The organism is Nitrospina sp. P1_D6 (genome assembly GCF_052156615.1).
Lineage (GTDB): Bacteria > Nitrospinota > Nitrospinia > Nitrospinales > Nitrospinaceae > Nitrospina.
Map to the genome: position 1 here is coordinate 141,548 of NZ_JBQKUN010000001.1, position 15,422 is coordinate 156,969.

General features: G+C 57.5%; 12 protein-coding genes and 1 riboswitch. Of the genes, 4 read left to right on the forward strand and 8 right to left on the reverse strand.

From position 1 onward, the window contains the following. Nucleotides 1–399: 399 nt before the first annotated feature. The 8 genes from ACTRXA_RS00625 to ACTRXA_RS00660 form a co-directional block, all read right to left on the reverse strand. On the reverse strand, nucleotides 400–2,253 hold the full coding sequence (locus ACTRXA_RS00625) for a TonB-dependent receptor plug domain-containing protein (RefSeq protein ID WP_442425272.1): 1,854 nt from the start codon (nucleotides 2,251–2,253) through the stop codon (nucleotides 400–402). A 17-nt stretch (nucleotides 2,254–2,270) separates the two neighbouring features. Then, a complete protein-coding gene (locus tag ACTRXA_RS00630; protein ID WP_442425273.1) occupies nucleotides 2,271–3,776 on the reverse strand; it encodes a cobyric acid synthase in 1,506 nt (501 codons plus the stop codon). Nucleotides 3,777–3,783: 7 nt separating this feature from the next. Continuing rightward, complete coding sequence (locus tag ACTRXA_RS00635) at nucleotides 3,784–4,803, reverse strand: FecCD family ABC transporter permease (protein ID WP_442425274.1); 1,020 nt, start codon at nucleotides 4,801–4,803, stop codon at nucleotides 3,784–3,786. Next, on the reverse strand, nucleotides 4,803–5,600 hold the full coding sequence (locus tag ACTRXA_RS00640; RefSeq protein ID WP_442425275.1) for a heme ABC transporter ATP-binding protein: 798 nt from the start codon (nucleotides 5,598–5,600) through the stop codon (nucleotides 4,803–4,805). The genes ACTRXA_RS00635 and ACTRXA_RS00640 overlap by 1 nt, the downstream gene beginning before the upstream one ends. Then, a complete protein-coding gene (locus ACTRXA_RS00645; RefSeq protein ID WP_442425276.1) occupies nucleotides 5,597–6,580 on the reverse strand; it encodes an ABC transporter substrate-binding protein in 984 nt (327 codons plus the stop codon). The genes ACTRXA_RS00640 and ACTRXA_RS00645 overlap by 4 nt, the downstream gene beginning before the upstream one ends. Before the next feature lie 103 nt (nucleotides 6,581–6,683). Continuing rightward, a riboswitch (cobalamin riboswitch) is annotated at nucleotides 6,684–6,850 on the reverse strand. A gap of 63 nt (nucleotides 6,851–6,913) precedes the next feature. Next, a complete protein-coding gene (locus ACTRXA_RS00650; RefSeq protein WP_442425277.1) occupies nucleotides 6,914–7,567 on the reverse strand; it encodes an alpha/beta hydrolase in 654 nt (217 codons plus the stop codon). Further along, a complete protein-coding gene (locus ACTRXA_RS00655) occupies nucleotides 7,564–8,964 on the reverse strand; it encodes a hypothetical protein (RefSeq protein ID WP_442425278.1) in 1,401 nt (466 codons plus the stop codon). Before ACTRXA_RS00655 ends, ACTRXA_RS00650 begins: the two co-directional genes overlap by 4 nt. Nucleotides 8,965–9,063: 99 nt before the next feature. Next, complete coding sequence (locus ACTRXA_RS00660) at nucleotides 9,064–10,053, reverse strand: P-loop NTPase (RefSeq protein WP_442425279.1); 990 nt, start codon at nucleotides 10,051–10,053, stop codon at nucleotides 9,064–9,066. A gap of 352 nt (nucleotides 10,054–10,405) precedes the next feature. On the opposite strand from ACTRXA_RS00660, the gene ACTRXA_RS00665 reads away from it, so the two are divergent. From ACTRXA_RS00665 to lspA, 4 genes are read left to right on the forward strand one after another with little or no spacing between them, the layout of a single operon-like run. Then, complete coding sequence (locus ACTRXA_RS00665) at nucleotides 10,406–11,056, forward strand: site-2 protease family protein (RefSeq protein WP_442425280.1); 651 nt, start codon at nucleotides 10,406–10,408, stop codon at nucleotides 11,054–11,056. A 21-nt stretch (nucleotides 11,057–11,077) separates the two neighbouring features. Continuing rightward, nucleotides 11,078–12,067 carry a tryptophan--tRNA ligase gene (gene trpS, locus ACTRXA_RS00670; protein ID WP_442425281.1) on the forward strand — a complete coding sequence of 330 codons (990 nt, stop codon included), beginning with the start codon at nucleotides 11,078–11,080 and terminating at the stop codon, nucleotides 12,065–12,067. A 23-nt stretch (nucleotides 12,068–12,090) separates the two neighbouring features. Further along, the gene (gene ileS, locus ACTRXA_RS00675) at nucleotides 12,091–14,883 is read left to right on the forward strand and encodes an isoleucine--tRNA ligase (RefSeq protein ID WP_442425851.1); all 2,793 of its coding nucleotides are present in this window, start codon (nucleotides 12,091–12,093) and stop codon (nucleotides 14,881–14,883) included. Between the two features lie 7 nt (nucleotides 14,884–14,890). Further along, nucleotides 14,891–15,409 carry a signal peptidase II gene (lspA, locus tag ACTRXA_RS00680; protein WP_442425282.1) on the forward strand — a complete coding sequence of 173 codons (519 nt, stop codon included), beginning with the start codon at nucleotides 14,891–14,893 and terminating at the stop codon, nucleotides 15,407–15,409. The last annotated feature ends 13 nt before the right edge of the window (nucleotides 15,410–15,422 follow it).

The window sequence follows — 15,422 nt, forward strand, 5'->3', positions numbered from 1 at the left end:
GAATGGGGGGGCAAGAGCTCCGCCGGGTTCTTTTGTAATGTCGTTGAAGAGAGTGATTGGAGGGGTCGCATCTTGTCTATCTTGTGTTTCGTTTTGAAATGCGGCGAGCGCATTTTTGCGGGGACCCCTTTGACGGGAAATTCTTTCGATTCAATGGAGAGGGGCTCCTTTTGCAGGGTTTCCTGTTGGTGATTTGTACGGGAATCGGAGGGTAACGAGGTCACAAGCCTGACCTTCTGGACCATGAAGTTTTTATTTTCGACCTCACTTTTCCGGGATTTCGGCCAGAAGGTGAGACCCGCAAAAACCAGTCCATGCAAGACAAGAGAACAGGCCAGCGCCGACAGGAAAGCCCGCCTGGATTGAATGTGACCTTGGGTGGAAAACATGGTCTTCCTGTCAGTGAAAAGAATATTCGAATCCGGCATAACCGGAAATTCCCGCTGTTCCGAAGAACAGCGACTCCTCGTATTTTTTATTGAACAGGTTTTCTCCTCGAGCCGTCAGTTTGAGCTGTTTGGTCAACTGGTAACCCAAAGCTGCGCGCACGATGGTGCGCCCTCCGACGCGTCCGGTGCCGGACACCATGGCGCTCCGGTACTGCGCCGTCACCAGCCAGTCGAGCAGGTTACGCCAGGTGTGGTGCAATGTGGCGGAAGCGGTATGACGCGGCCGCCTGACCAAAAGGGCGCCGGTGCTGGAGTCCACCGCCTGGTTCCACGTGTAGGCGGCGTTCACATCGACGTCATCCAGCACCTGCCAGCGGATGCTGGTCTCGATGCCCTGTGAACGCGCGCGGCCGATGTTTTCCGCGATGAACGTCGCCGGGTTGGGCTGGATCTGGTTTTTCAGATCCATGTTGAAGTACGTCACAGCCACAGCCACGCGATCGGACAGCAGGGCTTGCTCCACTCCGATCTCGAAACTTTCCGTTTCTTCCGGCTGGATACTGGGGTTGCCAAAAAAGGGAAACAGGATTTCATTGACCGACGGGGCGCGGAAGCCGGTGGCAAAGCCCCCCCGCAGACGGGTATCGGTCTCCAAAAAGCGGTAAGCCGCCTCGATTTTGTAGGTGAACTTGTTGGCGAAACGGGTGTTGATGTCTTCCCGCACGCCGGCGTTCAGCAGAAACCGGTCGTTGTGATTGAACTGAAATTGCAGGTAATAACCCTGGTTCTCATTTTGCAGGGCGATACCCTGGCTGGCATTGGCGGCATTGGTGGCCTGGTGCTCGAATCCGAAAACGGTCGAAATGTTTTCATTGATATACACATTGTTCTGGACGTCCACCGTGTACGTTCTGTTGATAATGAACGAATCGCCGAAGGTGGGATCGATGGTATCCAGTTCGTCCACAAACACGCTGGGAGTGACTTTCAGGTCCCAGTTTTCGGTGAGCGCTTTCTGCAGGGGCAACGCGCCGTAAACGGTATCGTTGTTGATGTGATGCGGCAGGGTGTCGGAGAAGGTGAACGTGAGGGGATTGAATCCGTCAAAGTGACTGCGCGCGCGGATGTAGCGTCCAATGAATTCGACCCGTCCGTCTTTAAAGAAGTTGTAACCCAGCCGGGTGGAGAATGTGCGGTTGGAATAACGGTCATTTTCCGTACCGCCGCGCCGTTCGTTGAATGCAGAAAAGCCCTCGCTGTCCGTGTTCGATGCGCTCAGTGAGTAATCGAAATTTTCATGGGACCCCGAACTGGTGAGCGTTTCCTTGAACGTCTCAAAACTGCCACCCTCGAACGACAGCGTGTGCGTTGGCTTCCCCTTGCCTTTGCGGGTGACGATGTTGATGACGCCACCGACGGCATCGGCGCCCCACAGCGTGCTTTGGGGACCACGCAGGATTTCAATCCGCTCGATGTTGTCCAACTGCAAATGGGCAAAACTGAAACTGCCGGTGGAGTTGGCCTTCACCTGAACCCCGTCGATCATCACCAGGGTCGATTGGGAATTGGCCCCGCGCATGAAAAGAGTGGTGGAGCTGCCCAGGGGTCCCGTCTGCACGACATTGACACCCAGTTGCTCCTGAATGAGATCCTTCACCTGCATGTGTTTTTTCTTTTCGATTTCCTCACGCGTGATCACCGTATAGGACGCGGTCTGGTTTTCCGGTTTGGTCTGCGAACGGGTGGCGTGGATTTCGATCGGGTCCAGTATTTCCAGTTGGTTATCTTTTTCTTCGGCGATCGCGTAACCGGAAACGAACGGCACAAATAGGGAGATTACTATTATGGATAATAGTTTCTTCATTTTTTTTCTGGTTCCTCTTAGTTTTTAATCAGTGCTTCAATTTGTTTCATGTCGATCGAGGTGTCCAGCCACCCGGCCAGCCGGTCCCATTGCCGTTCACGGAATAGTTGATAGTCGAACGGTTCTTTGACCTGCGGAATATTTCGGTGGTGGCGGACCCGATTCAACAGCGCGTGGCGCAGTGGATCGTTGTCCAGAATGCCGTGCAGGTACGTACCGATCAGCGTACCGGTGCTGTCGGAGATTCCCAGCGCATCTGTATTTTCTTCACCTTTTTTTTCGAACAGTGGGGCGCAGGTACCCGAAATCTCCGAGATGCCGTTATGGATTTCGTAACCCCACGCCGTGAGTCCGTGATCGAACGCCGGTGAGTGGTTGGTGGTCAACCTCACCTGGCGCGTTATTTTTTCCGCCTGCATCGTGGTGGTGACAGGCAACAGGTCCAGACCATCGACCTTTCCAGCATTGCTTTCAATTTTTCCGGGATCGTTGAGCTCTTTTCCCATCATCTGAAAGCCACCACAGATACCCAGCACCCCGGTTCCATGGGCATGACAGCGATGAATGGCGCGGTCGAGTCCCTGCGTTTTAAGAAACCGCATGTCCTCCAGCGTATTCTTGGTGCCGGGCAGGATAATGAGGTCTGGCGATCCCAATTGCGCCTCGGTCCACACATAGCGCACTGCCACTGCCGGGTCCTCCATCAAGGGGGAGAAATCGGTGAAGTTGGCGATGCGCGGCACACGCAGGATGGCGACGTCCAGCAACCCTGCGTCGGTTTTCATTTCCCCGTGCGTGCCGAATGGAAGGGAGTCTTCCTCGTCCACGAACAGGTTGTGGTCGAATGGAATCACCCCCAGCACGGGTTTGCCGACGAGGTCCTCGAACTGTTTGAGGCCGGGCTTTAAAAGTTCGACGTCGCCGCGAAACTTGTTGATGAGGAACCCGGCGACGTGGTCCTGTTCATCTTCACTCAACAGGTCGTAGGTGCCCTTCATCCAGGCGAACACGCCGCCGCGGTCGATGTCCCCCACCAGCAGCACCTTCGAATCCGCTTCCTTCGCCATCGCCATGTTGACGAAATCCATCTCGCGCAGATTGATTTCGGCAGGCGACCCCGCACCTTCGAGGATCACGAGATCGTGACACTGGCGCAGTGTATTCAGCGCGTCGGTGACTTGTTGCAGGTACGCGGGTTTGCCCCGGTAATACTCTTTGGCGTTGCGCGTGTGCGCCGGGCGGCCCATAACGATGACCTGAGACAGGTTGTCCCCCGCCGGTTTCAACAGGACCGGGTTCATCTGGACGGTGGGGGCGATGCCGCAGGCCTCGGCCTGAAACGCCTGCGCGCGGCCGATCTCGCCGCCGTCCTCGCAGACGTAGGCATTGAGCGACATGTTCTGCGCCTTGAACGGCGCGACCCTGTAACCTTTTTTGTAAAACCAGCGACACAGGGCCGCGGTGATGACGCTTTTGCCCACGCCCGATCCGGTTCCCTGCACCATCAAGGTTTTTGCGGTCATGATCGAATCACCTCTGCCGTTTTAAAAGCCAGACGAAGAACGGTCCGCCGAGAAGCGCCGTGATGACGCCGACGGGAATCTCCACCGGCGCAATGAAGGTACGGCCGAACGAATCGCACAGGATCAGAAAACTCGCGCCGAAGAAAAACGACGCCGGGATCAGCAGGCGCAGGTCGGGCCCGATCACCAGGCGCACCATGTGGGGAACGATGAGCCCGACGAAGCCGATGGGTCCGCTGGTCGCCACCACCGTGCCTGTAGTCAGCGAGGCCATCACAAATGCCAGCTTCTGGGTGCGTTTCACATCCACCCCCCGGCTCTGCGCCGAATGAACGCCGGCGCTGATGAGGTTGAGGTCGCGCGCGATGTAAAGCAGTCCGCCGAAACCGATCAGCACCAGCGGAAGAATCGACCACACGGTTTCGTAACTGGTGATGTCGAGGCCGCCCATCATCCAGCGCACGATCTGGAAGGACTGCGTGAAGTCGGACAGGTAATGGATGAACATGACGAGTGATGCGAAAAAGAAATTGGCAGTAACTCCGGCGAGGAGAAGGACGCCCGTGGGGAAATCGCCGTGCCGCGTTTTGACCAGACTGAACACCAGCAACATTGCCCCCAGGGCACCCAGAAACGCGGCAATGGGAACCGACGAGAATCCGAGGAACACGAAATTGAGATTGAGCGCGATGGCGATCACCGCACCCAGCGACGCACCGCTGGAAATGCCGAGCGTGAACGGCGCGGCGAGATCGTTGCGCAGTAACGCCTGCAAAACCGCGCCGGAGATGGCCAGCGCCCCGCCTGTGAGCGCGCCCAAAAGGATTCGCGGAAAGCGGGCGACGAATAATATGTTCGCGTCCACGTTCTCGGCGAAAGGAATATCCCGCGACAGCGCTTTCATCAAGTTGACGCTGGTTGGGCCAATCAGAGGCGCGATTGCAAGGACCAAAAGAAAGAACAGGAAGAACGCGGTGACCACCTGCACGTAGCGGCGCGGGGTGAGTCCGTGGGTGTGAGTCCACATCACGCACCCCCCGGAGAAATCAGGAAACTTCCATCGGCTTCATCACGATAGATGTTGACGCCGATTTCGTAAACTTCTTCCAGGATGGATTTCTGCAGGACCTCATCCGGTGTTCCGTCTCTCACAATGCGTCCCTGTTTCAACAGCACCAGGCGGCGGCAGTATTTCGAGGCGAGGTGCAGGTCGTGCATGGCGACGACGATGGTGACGTTCTGGTTCTTGTTGAGGTCGTCCAGAATCCGTAACAGTTCCACCTGGTATTTGAGGTCGAGCGCGCTGGTGGGTTCGTCCAATAGCATCGCCTCCGGTTCCTGCGCGATGGCGCTGGCCAGCATGACGCGCTGTTTTTCGCCGCCGCTGATTTCGTTGAACAGCCGCTCGGCGAACACCGAGGTCTGCGTCTGTTCCAGCGCGCGACGGACGATTTCGAAATCGGTTTCCCCCTCGAAGGTGAACGCGGAGAGATACGGATGCCGTCCCATCATCACCACCTCGCTGACCTTGAACGGAAACGGCATGTGGTGTTCCTGAGGAATCCAAGCGATGGACTGCGCCAGTTGCTTGCGGTTGCAGGACTGGATATTGCGACCGGAAAACAGGACGTGCTGACGGTCCGGTTCCAGAATGCCCGCCATAAGTTTGAGAAGGGTGGATTTGCCGGAGCCGTTGGGACCGATGATGCCGACGAATTCGCCGGACGCAATGCCCAGCGACACCTCGTGCACGACGGGGTCTTTGTCGTAGGCGAACGAAATGCCTTCGGCGCGCAGGAGCGGTTGTGCGATTGCGGCGGTCATCCCTGTTCTCCCTGTGAGGTGGATTTCGGCAGTTGTCCGAATAATTCCGGGTGCAGGGCGCGGGCGAAGTCGTCGAGTATTTTCAGCAAGCGTGGCCCGGGAATGAGGATGTAGTCGGCGCCGATGAAATGGATGTTATTATCGGAAACCGCGCGGATGGTGGAAAAACGCCCCCACTCTTTAAGCCGTGCCGCTTTTTCTTTTGCGGTCATGTTCATGGCCGGTCCGGCTTCGATGATGACCTGCGGCGACTGCTGGATAATGTATTCCTTATTGATCTTCGGGTAGGGAGCGATGGTGTCGGTGACGATGTTCTCTGCCCCTGCGAGGGCGAACAGTTCGCCCAGAAAGGAACTGGGCCCGACCGCATACAGACTGCGTCCCGGCTCGTTGCTGTCGCCCAGTATCAGCAGAGCCGGTTTGGGAGCGTGTCCCTTCAGCTTACCCCGGTAGCCATCGATTCCGGATTGGAGGCGGTGGACCAACCCTTCCGCACGATCCTCAATTTGCAAAACCTCCCCCATCTTGCGCACCGACTCATAAATTTGCTGGAGGGTCTGCATTTCCACCCCGAGCGTGCGGATGCCGAGGTTGAGCGCGTTGTTTCTGAGCGTGTGGCTGGTGGCCTGGTGGATGACAAGGTCCGGGTTCAGCGTGATCCAGCGTTCGAGACTGGGATGAAGAAGACTGCCGATTTTCGTGCGGGTGCAGGCCTCCGGTGGGTATTTGCAGAAGTTGGTGACGCCGACGACGCGATCGCCCACACCCAGCTCGAACAAAAACTCAGTGATGGACGGCGACATCGAAATGATGCGTTGCGGCGCTTTCGGGGGGGAATCCGCAAGTGCGGACCCGGCATAAGCCAGCAACGCAAGCAGGCACACCACTGCCAACGCATTTCGGAAATTCGTTCCTGATGCGGAGAGCGATGAAAACAGCGATGGCTTGGGAAAGCGATTGATTGCCGGGCGCACGGTCATATCCGGTTCCGTACCGGAAACCTGGAAGGCCCAAACAAAAAATCCCTTTCCGGGTGGAAAGGGAAACAGGTCATGTCACCTTCACCTCTCAGGTCCCGGAGAGTGTGTGAAGCATATCCAGACAGGCTTTCTGGCTTCCGGATCGTCCTACTCCCCGCGCCTTCCCGTTCCCTGGAACAGTGGCAAGATGCGGGTGTCGTCCCCGGTTACAGCGGCGGCACCGCGACGGATTCGCACCGTCTTTCCTACATCTGAATACAGCGATTCAATTTGCGATCAGCATAGCAAAACGTTGGGGCAAGTCAACGAAATTCCCAGAAAGGGGGGAAGAGGTCAGGCTTCGAGGAACCGGATCAGGTCCTGGATGTTCTCGGCGCTCACTTCGTGCCCCTGCGGGGTTTCTTTGATGGTCAGGTTGTGACCGTGGCTTTGCATCTCGTCCAGTGCGTGCTCGGCCAGGAACGAAGGCACCACATCGTCGTTGGCGCCGAAAATGCCGAGAATCTGCGACGCGGCGTTTTTGGTGGTGATCTCGGGCAACTCCGGCAGGAAGCCGCAAATGGACGCCACCTTGTGCACGGGATGTTTGCCCATCAATGCGTACACCAGCGACGCCGCGCCGCCCTGGGAAAAACCCCACAGGCAGGTGTGGAATCCGTTGGCGACGTTCTGTTCCTTCATGAAGCGGTGGGTTTCGTCGACCATGCCCGCAGTGAAGTCGAGAAACTGGTTGACCGCTTCCTTCTGGCGGGGACCGTCCAGCCACCAGCTCCACACGCTGTTGCCTGCATCTACCGGGCCTTCCGGATAGACGGTGACGGTGTTGGTCAATTGCAGGCGGTTGCCGTGGATCAGCATGTTCTCCGGAGTCGATTCCGCCCCGTGAAACCCGATGAGCACGTTCACCGGTTGGGCAGGATCGATTCCGGTCTGCCCGATGATGACTTTCTTTCCGAGCCAGGTCTGGTTCTGATATTGCATGTTCATGTGTCCCGTTTGATTTGAAGTTGCTGAATGAGATCGGCGGCCAACGCTTCGGCTTCCCCGCGCGTGGCGATGGTCCCCAGAACGCGAGCTTCCTCCACGCGGTCGAGTATGGTTTTGTAGGCTGGCGATGGAGACAGGTGAAACTTGCGCGTCAGCGTTTTCCCGTTCAACAGCGCGGGATGCTTTTGCGCGGGCCGGTAGGTGTTCAGGTAAAACTCCAGGATCCGGTTGAGCGCCAGCAGAAACGATCGAAGGTCGTCGCCGGTCTCCATCTTAACAGCCGTGGCCAGAATCCCACCGGAAAAAATATCGTCGCCTGCCTGCCTGCACAGATTATAAATGCCGGAAAGATTCTCTCCCCTGATGTCACCCGCCAGCGTTTCGGTGTGCTCGACCAGACGGGCATGCACCGCGAGCGCCCGGTCGGTGAAGAGGATGTGGTCATTGCTGAGCCGCAGGTCTTTCAAAATGCGGACAGGAATGGAGTCGTTCCGGATTTTCGTTCCGGTGATAGAGGTATTCTGCATCGTATCCAGCGGACGCAGCAGCAGCGCAAGCTTGAGCAGAGCGCGTCGCGGCGAGATTTCCAAATGGTCGCGGAAGTAGCCGCGGTATTTCGGAGAAATTTTTTCGGTCTCGGTGAGCAAAATCTCGAGCCGGTCCAGAATGCGGAGCTCCTCAAGTCCACTCTCAGGCAGGGGCCCACCGGGTTCGTTGCCGAAATGCAGGGCCAGCTCCGGGATGAGCGCGGACAGCAGGCCCGTATCGACCATACGTTCGATATGCGAGTTGGGAGTGCCGAGCAGGATCAGCAACTCGTAGGACAATCGCTCTGCGGCGACGGTGCGGATGCGACTGCGGGTTTCGGTGATGCGCCGTGCGGTGGTTTCATCGATGTCGAAACCCAGCGTGTTGGCGAACCGGAACGCGCGGAGCAGGCGCAGGGGATCGTCTTCGAACACCGGACCCGGCAGGGCACGCACGTTACGGCTTGCGATGTCCGCCAGGCCGCCGAAGGGATCGACCACCGTATCCTTTTTTTCGATGAAGTCTTCCAGCGGCTGGCCGAGGGCGTTGATGGTGAAGTCGCGGTGGACGAGGTCGTCTTCCAGCGTTTCTCCCTGCAGGGTGGAAAAATCGAAATACACGTCGCGTTCAATCACCACGCGGTGCGTCTCGCGGTCAAGGGTGGAATCCAGGGGAACCAGGGTAAGCGAATGCGCTTCGGAGAAGCGTCGGGCCAGTGCCGGTGCGTTTTGGCAGGCGAAATCGAAATCGGCGCAGGCCTTGCCCATCACCCGGTCACGAAGAGTGCCGCCCACCACGTACAGCGGGTGACCCGACTCGCGGCTCAGGCGCAACAGGTTTTCAAGCTGGTTCTGGTAATCTCTGGACATGCGACCCTGAAGGAAATATCTGCGGGATATCTTAACAGATTCGAAAACGAAGGACAGGCAGGGGCGGGAGGGGAGCTGATTACTGAAGAGAGCCGGTCCTCAGCGGTCCCAACCGGATTTCAGCTTGATCTCGAGCGACACGAACATCGAGCCGTTTTTCTTGACCATGTGCAGGTCTGTGTGGGTCAGGTTGCTCAGTACCTGGCGGATGTTTTCCGAGGGCTTGCTGGCCGGGTCTTTAACGAGGAAGGGCACCATGTCATCGATGGAATCGCGCACCTCTTCGCTGTCCAACACGTAGCCCAGGTATTTTGCGTCCACGTCGAGGTATTTCTTGACGAGTTTGCAGAGGGTGTCGCCCACCATGATGTCGCGTTTGCCGCGCACGCGGTTGATGACCAGTCTCGGGGAGAAGGTGCGGATGATGTCGTTGACCGCTTCCAGCGAATCCGGGTCGGTCTGCTTGATTTTGGCGCGAAGCTGGTCGATCTCGAAACAGTCCTCGCTCACCTCCGGGTTCCTGGAGAAATCGAGCGCGTGCTGGATTTCGGCGTTGGCCTTGAACTCCTGGCTGATGCGGCGGAACAGCACCGACTTGATGTAATTGAACGTGTTGGTGATGGATGTCATCTCCGGCGTGGACACCACCACCTGCCGGTCGGCGAGGTTGAAGAAGTCCACCGTATGGAATCCCGTACCCGGACCGAGGTCGATGCACACCGCATCCGCTTTCAGGTTGCGGAGCACGTTGATGACCCGGTTCTGGTGTTTCTGGTTGATGTCCGCACTGCCCGGCAGGCTGCCTGACGTGCTCAGGAATTTCAGGTTCACCAGTCCGGTTTCCTGAAGCAGGGGAGAGGGGTCGTCCTCGATGCCGTCGTGCACGAAGAAGTCGCGGAAGCCGTAGCGGGGATTGCTGATGCCCACCAGCGCGTGCAGGTTGGAGGCGCCGAAGTCGCCGTCCACCAGCACCACCTTCTGCCCGGTGAGGGCCATGGCCACCGCCAGGTTGGTGGCGATCACGCTTTTGCCGACGCCGCCTTTGCCGCCGCCGACGGCGATGATTTGACTGGAATGCTTCGTGGACAAAACGCTCACCTGCTTTCGTTTAAAGGGCTTTCCGACCCACGCCGGGCGGGCCGGGGGCGTCCCGATGTTTCGTGAATGCGGATCATTTCATTGTCACGCAACGGCAGAGTGAATTCAACCGAATGTGACCCGCCGCCCTTCTCATAACGGCCAAAAACCCAAAGGCTTGAGGACAGGGACGCAATTTATGTGAAGAAACACGCAAGCTGTATAAAATTTGAGAAGGGGGATTTAAATGAGCTAAAATTCAGTTAAGAGCGCAATTACGCGTATTTGGGTCAACCTCCTACCGGATCGTTCCCCCGCCGGCCGGGAGAATTCCCGGCAGTCCTTTGCCATTCGAGGTAATTTCTTGGAAAGCTTGCAGTTTTACCTGTTTTTTACCGTCATCATCCTGTTTTCGTTGACGGTGCATGAATACTCCCACGGCCGGGTGGCGTACATTCTGGGTGACAACACGGCGAAGCGGCTGGGTCGGCTCACCTTCAACCCGATCAAGCATCTGGACTTCTTCGGCGTCATCTGCTTCTACTTCCTCGGTTTCGGCTGGGCCAAGCCGGTGCCGGTGAACGGGCGCAATTTCGAGAACCCGCACCGCGACATGATGTACGTGGCGGCGGCGGGTCCGGCTTCCAACCTGATCCTCGCCCTCATTTTCGGGTTCCTGGTGCGGGTCACGCCGCCGGAGCAGAACCTGTTTCTGTTCGCCATGCTGTGCTACGCGCTCTACATCAATGTGGCGCTGGCGATCTTCAACCTCCTCCCCATCTTTCCGCTGGACGGCGCGAGTGTGCTGAAGGGGTTGGTCTCGCAGGAGATGGCGGCGAAGCTGGCGGTGTTCGACCGCTACAGCGGGTTCGTCCTGCTCGGCATCTTCCTTTTGGATTATTTCGCACAGACCGGGATAATTTTGGGTATTCTTAGACTCCCCATGGGGTTTATGGTAGAGTTTTTTACCCAAGAGGCGTTTCCCTATGTAAAACAGATCATTCGCTTCCTTTAATCCTTATCAAATTTCCGATTGATGTCGAAAAAACGCATTTTGAGCGGCATGCAGCCTTCCGGCCTGCTTCACTTGGGCAATTACTTCGGCGCGTTGAAAAACTGGGTGTCCCTGCAGGACGATTACGAGTGCTTCTATTTCATCGCCGACTGGCATTCGCTGACCACGCTGCACGAAAGCCCCGGCGAGATCCCCAGGTTCACGCGCGAGGTGGCGATCGACTGGCTGGCGGCGGGACTGGATCCGGAAAAGTGCACGCTGTTCGTGCAGTCGCGCATTCCGGAGCATGCGGAACTGCACCTGATTTTATCGATGATCGTGCCGGTGTCGTGGCTGGAGCGCAATCCCACTTATAAAGAAAAGCAGCAGGAAGTGAAGACCGTGGACATGAGTTCCTACGGCTTCCTCGGTTACCCGGTACTGCAGACGGCGGACATCGTGCTGTACAACGCGCACTTCGTGCCGGTGGGCATCGACCAGGCGCCGCACCTGGAGCTGTCGCGCGAGATCGTGCGTCGCTTCCAGCATTTCTATAAAAAGAAGGTGTTGATCGAACCGGAAGCGAAGATCAGCGAGGTGCCGAAGCTGAACGGCATCGACGGCAGGAAGATGAGCAAAAGCTACAATAATGCCATCTACCTGTCCGACTCGGAAAAGGAGATCACCAAGAAAATCCAGTCCATGCTCACCGACCCGCAACGCCTGCGGCGCAACGATCCCGGCGATCCGGACGTGTGCAATCTGTTCCCGTTTCACAAGCTGTTCTCGTCGGAGGAGAAGCAGGCGTACGTCGATGAGAACTGCCGGACGGCGGGCATCGGGTGCGGCGACTGCAAGGCCCTGCTGGCGGAGTCCATGCTGGCGGGAATGCGTCCCCTCATGGAGCGGCGGGCGGAGCTGGTGGCCAAACCGAAGGAAGTGGATGAAATTCTAGATGAAGGCACCGAGCGTGCCCGCAAGGTGGCGCAGAACACCATGCGAAAAGTGAAGGAAGCGATGAAACTGAAATGAAGACGGAAGACGGCGACACGAAAATGGATTACAAGGACACCCTGAACCTGCCGCAAACGGATTTCCCCATGAAGGCCAACCTCGTGCAGAGGGAGCCGGAAGTGCTGGCGGCATGGGAGGCGGAGGACATTTACCAGCGCATCCGCGAGGCGTCGAAGGGCCGCCCGAAATACGTCTTCCACGACGGCCCGCCCTACGCCAATGGCCACATCCACATGGGCCACGCGCTCAACAAGGTGCTGAAGGATTTCATCGTGCGCATCATGACGATGAAAGGATTCGACGCGACTTTCGTGCCGGGCTGGGACTGCCACGGCCTGCCCATCGAGCACCAGGTTGGCAAGGAGCTCAAAAGCAAAAAGCAGGACCTGGCCAAGAATGAAGTACGCAAGCTGTGCCGGGAGTACGCCGCGCGTTTCGTGGAGGTGCAGAAGGAAGAGTTCAAGCGGCTGGGCGTGTTCGCCGACTGGGACAAACCGTACCTCACCATGAGCTTCGGCTACGAAGGCACCATCGTCCGCGAGTTTCTGAAATTCCTCGAATCCGGCATGGTGTACAAGGGACTGAAGCCCGTGCACTGGTGCACGCACTGCCGTACGGCTCTGGCCGAGGCGGAAGTCGAGTACGCCGATCACAATTCTCCGTCCATCTACGTAAAATTTGCTGTGAAGTCGGGGTGGAACAACCAGATCGAAGGCGTGGATGCGAAGAAGGCATCGTTCGTTATCTGGACCACCACGCCGTGGACGCTTCCCGCCAACCTCGCCGTGTGCCTGCACCCGGACTTCGAGTACACCGCCGTTGAGATCGCGGGCGAGCAGTACGTCGTGGCGGCGGAGCGGCTTTCGGCTCTGATCCTCGAATGGGACGTCACCGATTACAAAGTGCTCGGCAAATGCGCGGGCAAGGACCTGGAAGGAGTCGTCTGCCAACACCCGTTCATCGACCGCGAGTCGCCGGTGATCCTGGGCGACCACGTCACGCTGGAGCAGGGCACGGGTTGCGTTCACACCGCACCGGGGCACGGTCAGGAGGACTATATCGTCGGCCTCAAGTACGGGCTGGACACGTACAACCCGGTGGATGACGGCGGCGTGTTCAAGCCGGAGGTCGAGTTCTTCGGCGGTCAGTTTGTGATGAAGGCCAACCCGGAGATCATCAAGAAGCTGGAAGAACTGGGCAAGCTGATCCACCAGGACCGGGTCGATCATTCTTACCCGCACTGCTGGCGGTGCCGCACGCCGATTATCTTCCGCGCCACGGCGCAGTGGTTCATTTCGATGGACGACAAGGGCTTGCGCCAGAAAGCGCTGGCGGAGATTGACAAGACCCGTTGGGTGCCGCACTGGGGACGCGACCGCATTTACGGCATGATCGAGAATCGTCCGGACTGGTGCGTGTCGCGTCAGCGCGCGTGGGGTGTACCGATCACGGTGTTCACCTGTGTGCAGTGCGACACCACGCTCGCCGACATGGCGGTTTACGAACCCGTCATTGAGGCGGTGGAAAAAGAAGGCGCGGACTGCTGGTTCGAGAAAGACGTGAAGGACCTCCTGCCTGCGGGCACAAAGTGCGCCTGCGGGTCTGCCGAGTTCAAAAAGGAAATGGATATTCTGGATGTGTGGTTCGACTCCGGCGTCAGCCACGCGGCGGTGCTGGAACCGGACCCGAACCTGCAATGGCCGGCCGACCTGTATCTGGAAGGCAGTGACCAGCATCGTGGCTGGTTCCACAGTTCCCTGCTGGAAGCCGTGGCCACGCGCGGTGTGGCTCCGTACAAAACCGTTCTCACGCACGGTTACGTGGTGGACGGCAAGGGCAAGAAGATGTCGAAGTCGGCGGGCAATGTCATCGCCCCGCAGAAGATCATCGACCAGTACGGCGCGGAAATTCTGCGATTGTGGGTGGCGTCGGAGAACTACCGCGAGGACATCCGCATCTCCCACGAAATTTTAAAGAGGCTTACCGAGGCCTACCGGAAAATCCGCAACACGTTCCGATTTCTCCTCGGTAACCTGAGCGACTTCGATCCGAAAACCGACCGTGTGCCCGTCGGCGAGATGGAGGAGATCGATCACTACATCCTGCACCGCTTCAAGAAGGTGAACGAACGCATCCAGAAAGCATTCGAGGAGTACGAGTTCCACGTGTTCTACCACACGTTTTACAACTTCTGCATCGTGGACCTGAGCGCGTTCTACCTGGACATCCTGAAAGACCGGATTTACACCTACCCCAAAACCTCGCAGGGCCGGCGGTCGGGTCAGACAGCCATATACGATCTGTTAAAGGGCATGGCGCAGATGATGGCGCCGATCCTGAGTTTTACCGCCGACGAGGTGTGGAAGTACATGCCCGACGACGGCAGTAAAACGGAAAGCGTTCACCTGAGCGTGTTCCCGGATCTGTCCGGCGTCACATTTTCCGACGAACTGGCTACCAAGTGGGAGCGCATCAAGGAGCTCAAGGGCGAAGTCAGCAAGGCACTGGAGTTGCGCCGCCGGGAAAAGGTAATCGGGCATTCGCTGGACGCTTCGGTCTCCCTCGCTGCGCCTGAATCCATGCAGCCGTTGCTGGAAAGCGAACGTGAATCGCTCAAATATATTTTTATCGTGTCAGAGGTCGAGATGGTTCCGCAACTGGATGGCGACGCCTACCAGAGCGATGTGATCGAGGGGTTGAAGATCGGGGTCAAACCGGCTCCTGGAAAAAAATGCGAACGTTGCTGGAACTATTTTGTCGAGGCCGAAGCATCCGGAGACCATCCCGGAATCTGTCAACGGTGCGCGACCCATCTGGAATCCGCCAAAGCCTGAGTTTCTTTTGAAGAACAAATACCTTCAGCTGTTTCTGATTTCCAACATTCTGATCATCCTCGATCAGTTCACGAAGTACCTCGTGGCTCTGCATATTCCGCAGAACATGTCGATCCGCATCATCGACAACTTTTTCAATTTGACGCACATCCGCAACCCGGGGGTGGCGTTTGGCCTGTTCGCCGAAAGCGAGCTGGAAATGAAGGCGACTCTGTTCATCATCTTTTCCGGGATCGCCATCATCGCCATTCTGGTGTTCTTTCACGAAACCCCGAGTCATAAAAAAATCGCGCTCCGGGGCCTGATCCTGATTTTTGCCGGGGCTATCGGCAACCTCATCGACCGCATCTTGTACAAGGAAGTGATCGATTTTCTCGATTTTCATTTCGGAAGTTATCACTGGCCCGCCTTCAACGTGGCGGATTCCTGCATTACCATTGGCGTGCTGTTCATGTTCATTGATATAATCAAGGATGGAACCGCGCCGCGAAAACGGCAAGAGGACCCCACCTCTGAATCCGCCTGACAGGGAGAGCTCA

Bases quoted from the DNA above. Each gene is read 5' to 3' on its own strand.
- ACTRXA_RS00635 (WP_442425274.1), bottom strand. From the start codon at position 4,803: ATGTGGACTCACACCCACGGACTCACCCCGCGCCGCTACGTGCAGGTG.
- ileS (WP_442425851.1), top strand. From the start codon at position 12,091: ATGGATTACAAGGACACCCTGAACCTGCCGCAAACGGATTTCCCCATG.
- ACTRXA_RS00650 (WP_442425277.1), bottom strand. From the start codon at position 7,567: ATGAACATGCAATATCAGAACCAGACCTGGCTCGGAAAGAAAGTCATC.
- trpS (WP_442425281.1), top strand. From the start codon at position 11,078: ATGTCGAAAAAACGCATTTTGAGCGGCATGCAGCCTTCCGGCCTGCTT.
- ACTRXA_RS00625 (WP_442425272.1), bottom strand. From the start codon at position 2,253: ATGAAGAAACTATTATCCATAATAGTAATCTCCCTATTTGTGCCGTTC.
- ACTRXA_RS00630 (WP_442425273.1), bottom strand. From the start codon at position 3,776: ATGACCGCAAAAACCTTGATGGTGCAGGGAACCGGATCGGGCGTGGGC.
- ACTRXA_RS00640 (WP_442425275.1), bottom strand. From the start codon at position 5,600: ATGACCGCCGCAATCGCACAACCGCTCCTGCGCGCCGAAGGCATTTCG.
- ACTRXA_RS00655 (WP_442425278.1), bottom strand. From the start codon at position 8,964: ATGTCCAGAGATTACCAGAACCAGCTTGAAAACCTGTTGCGCCTGAGC.
- ACTRXA_RS00645 (WP_442425276.1), bottom strand. From the start codon at position 6,580: ATGACCGTGCGCCCGGCAATCAATCGCTTTCCCAAGCCATCGCTGTTT.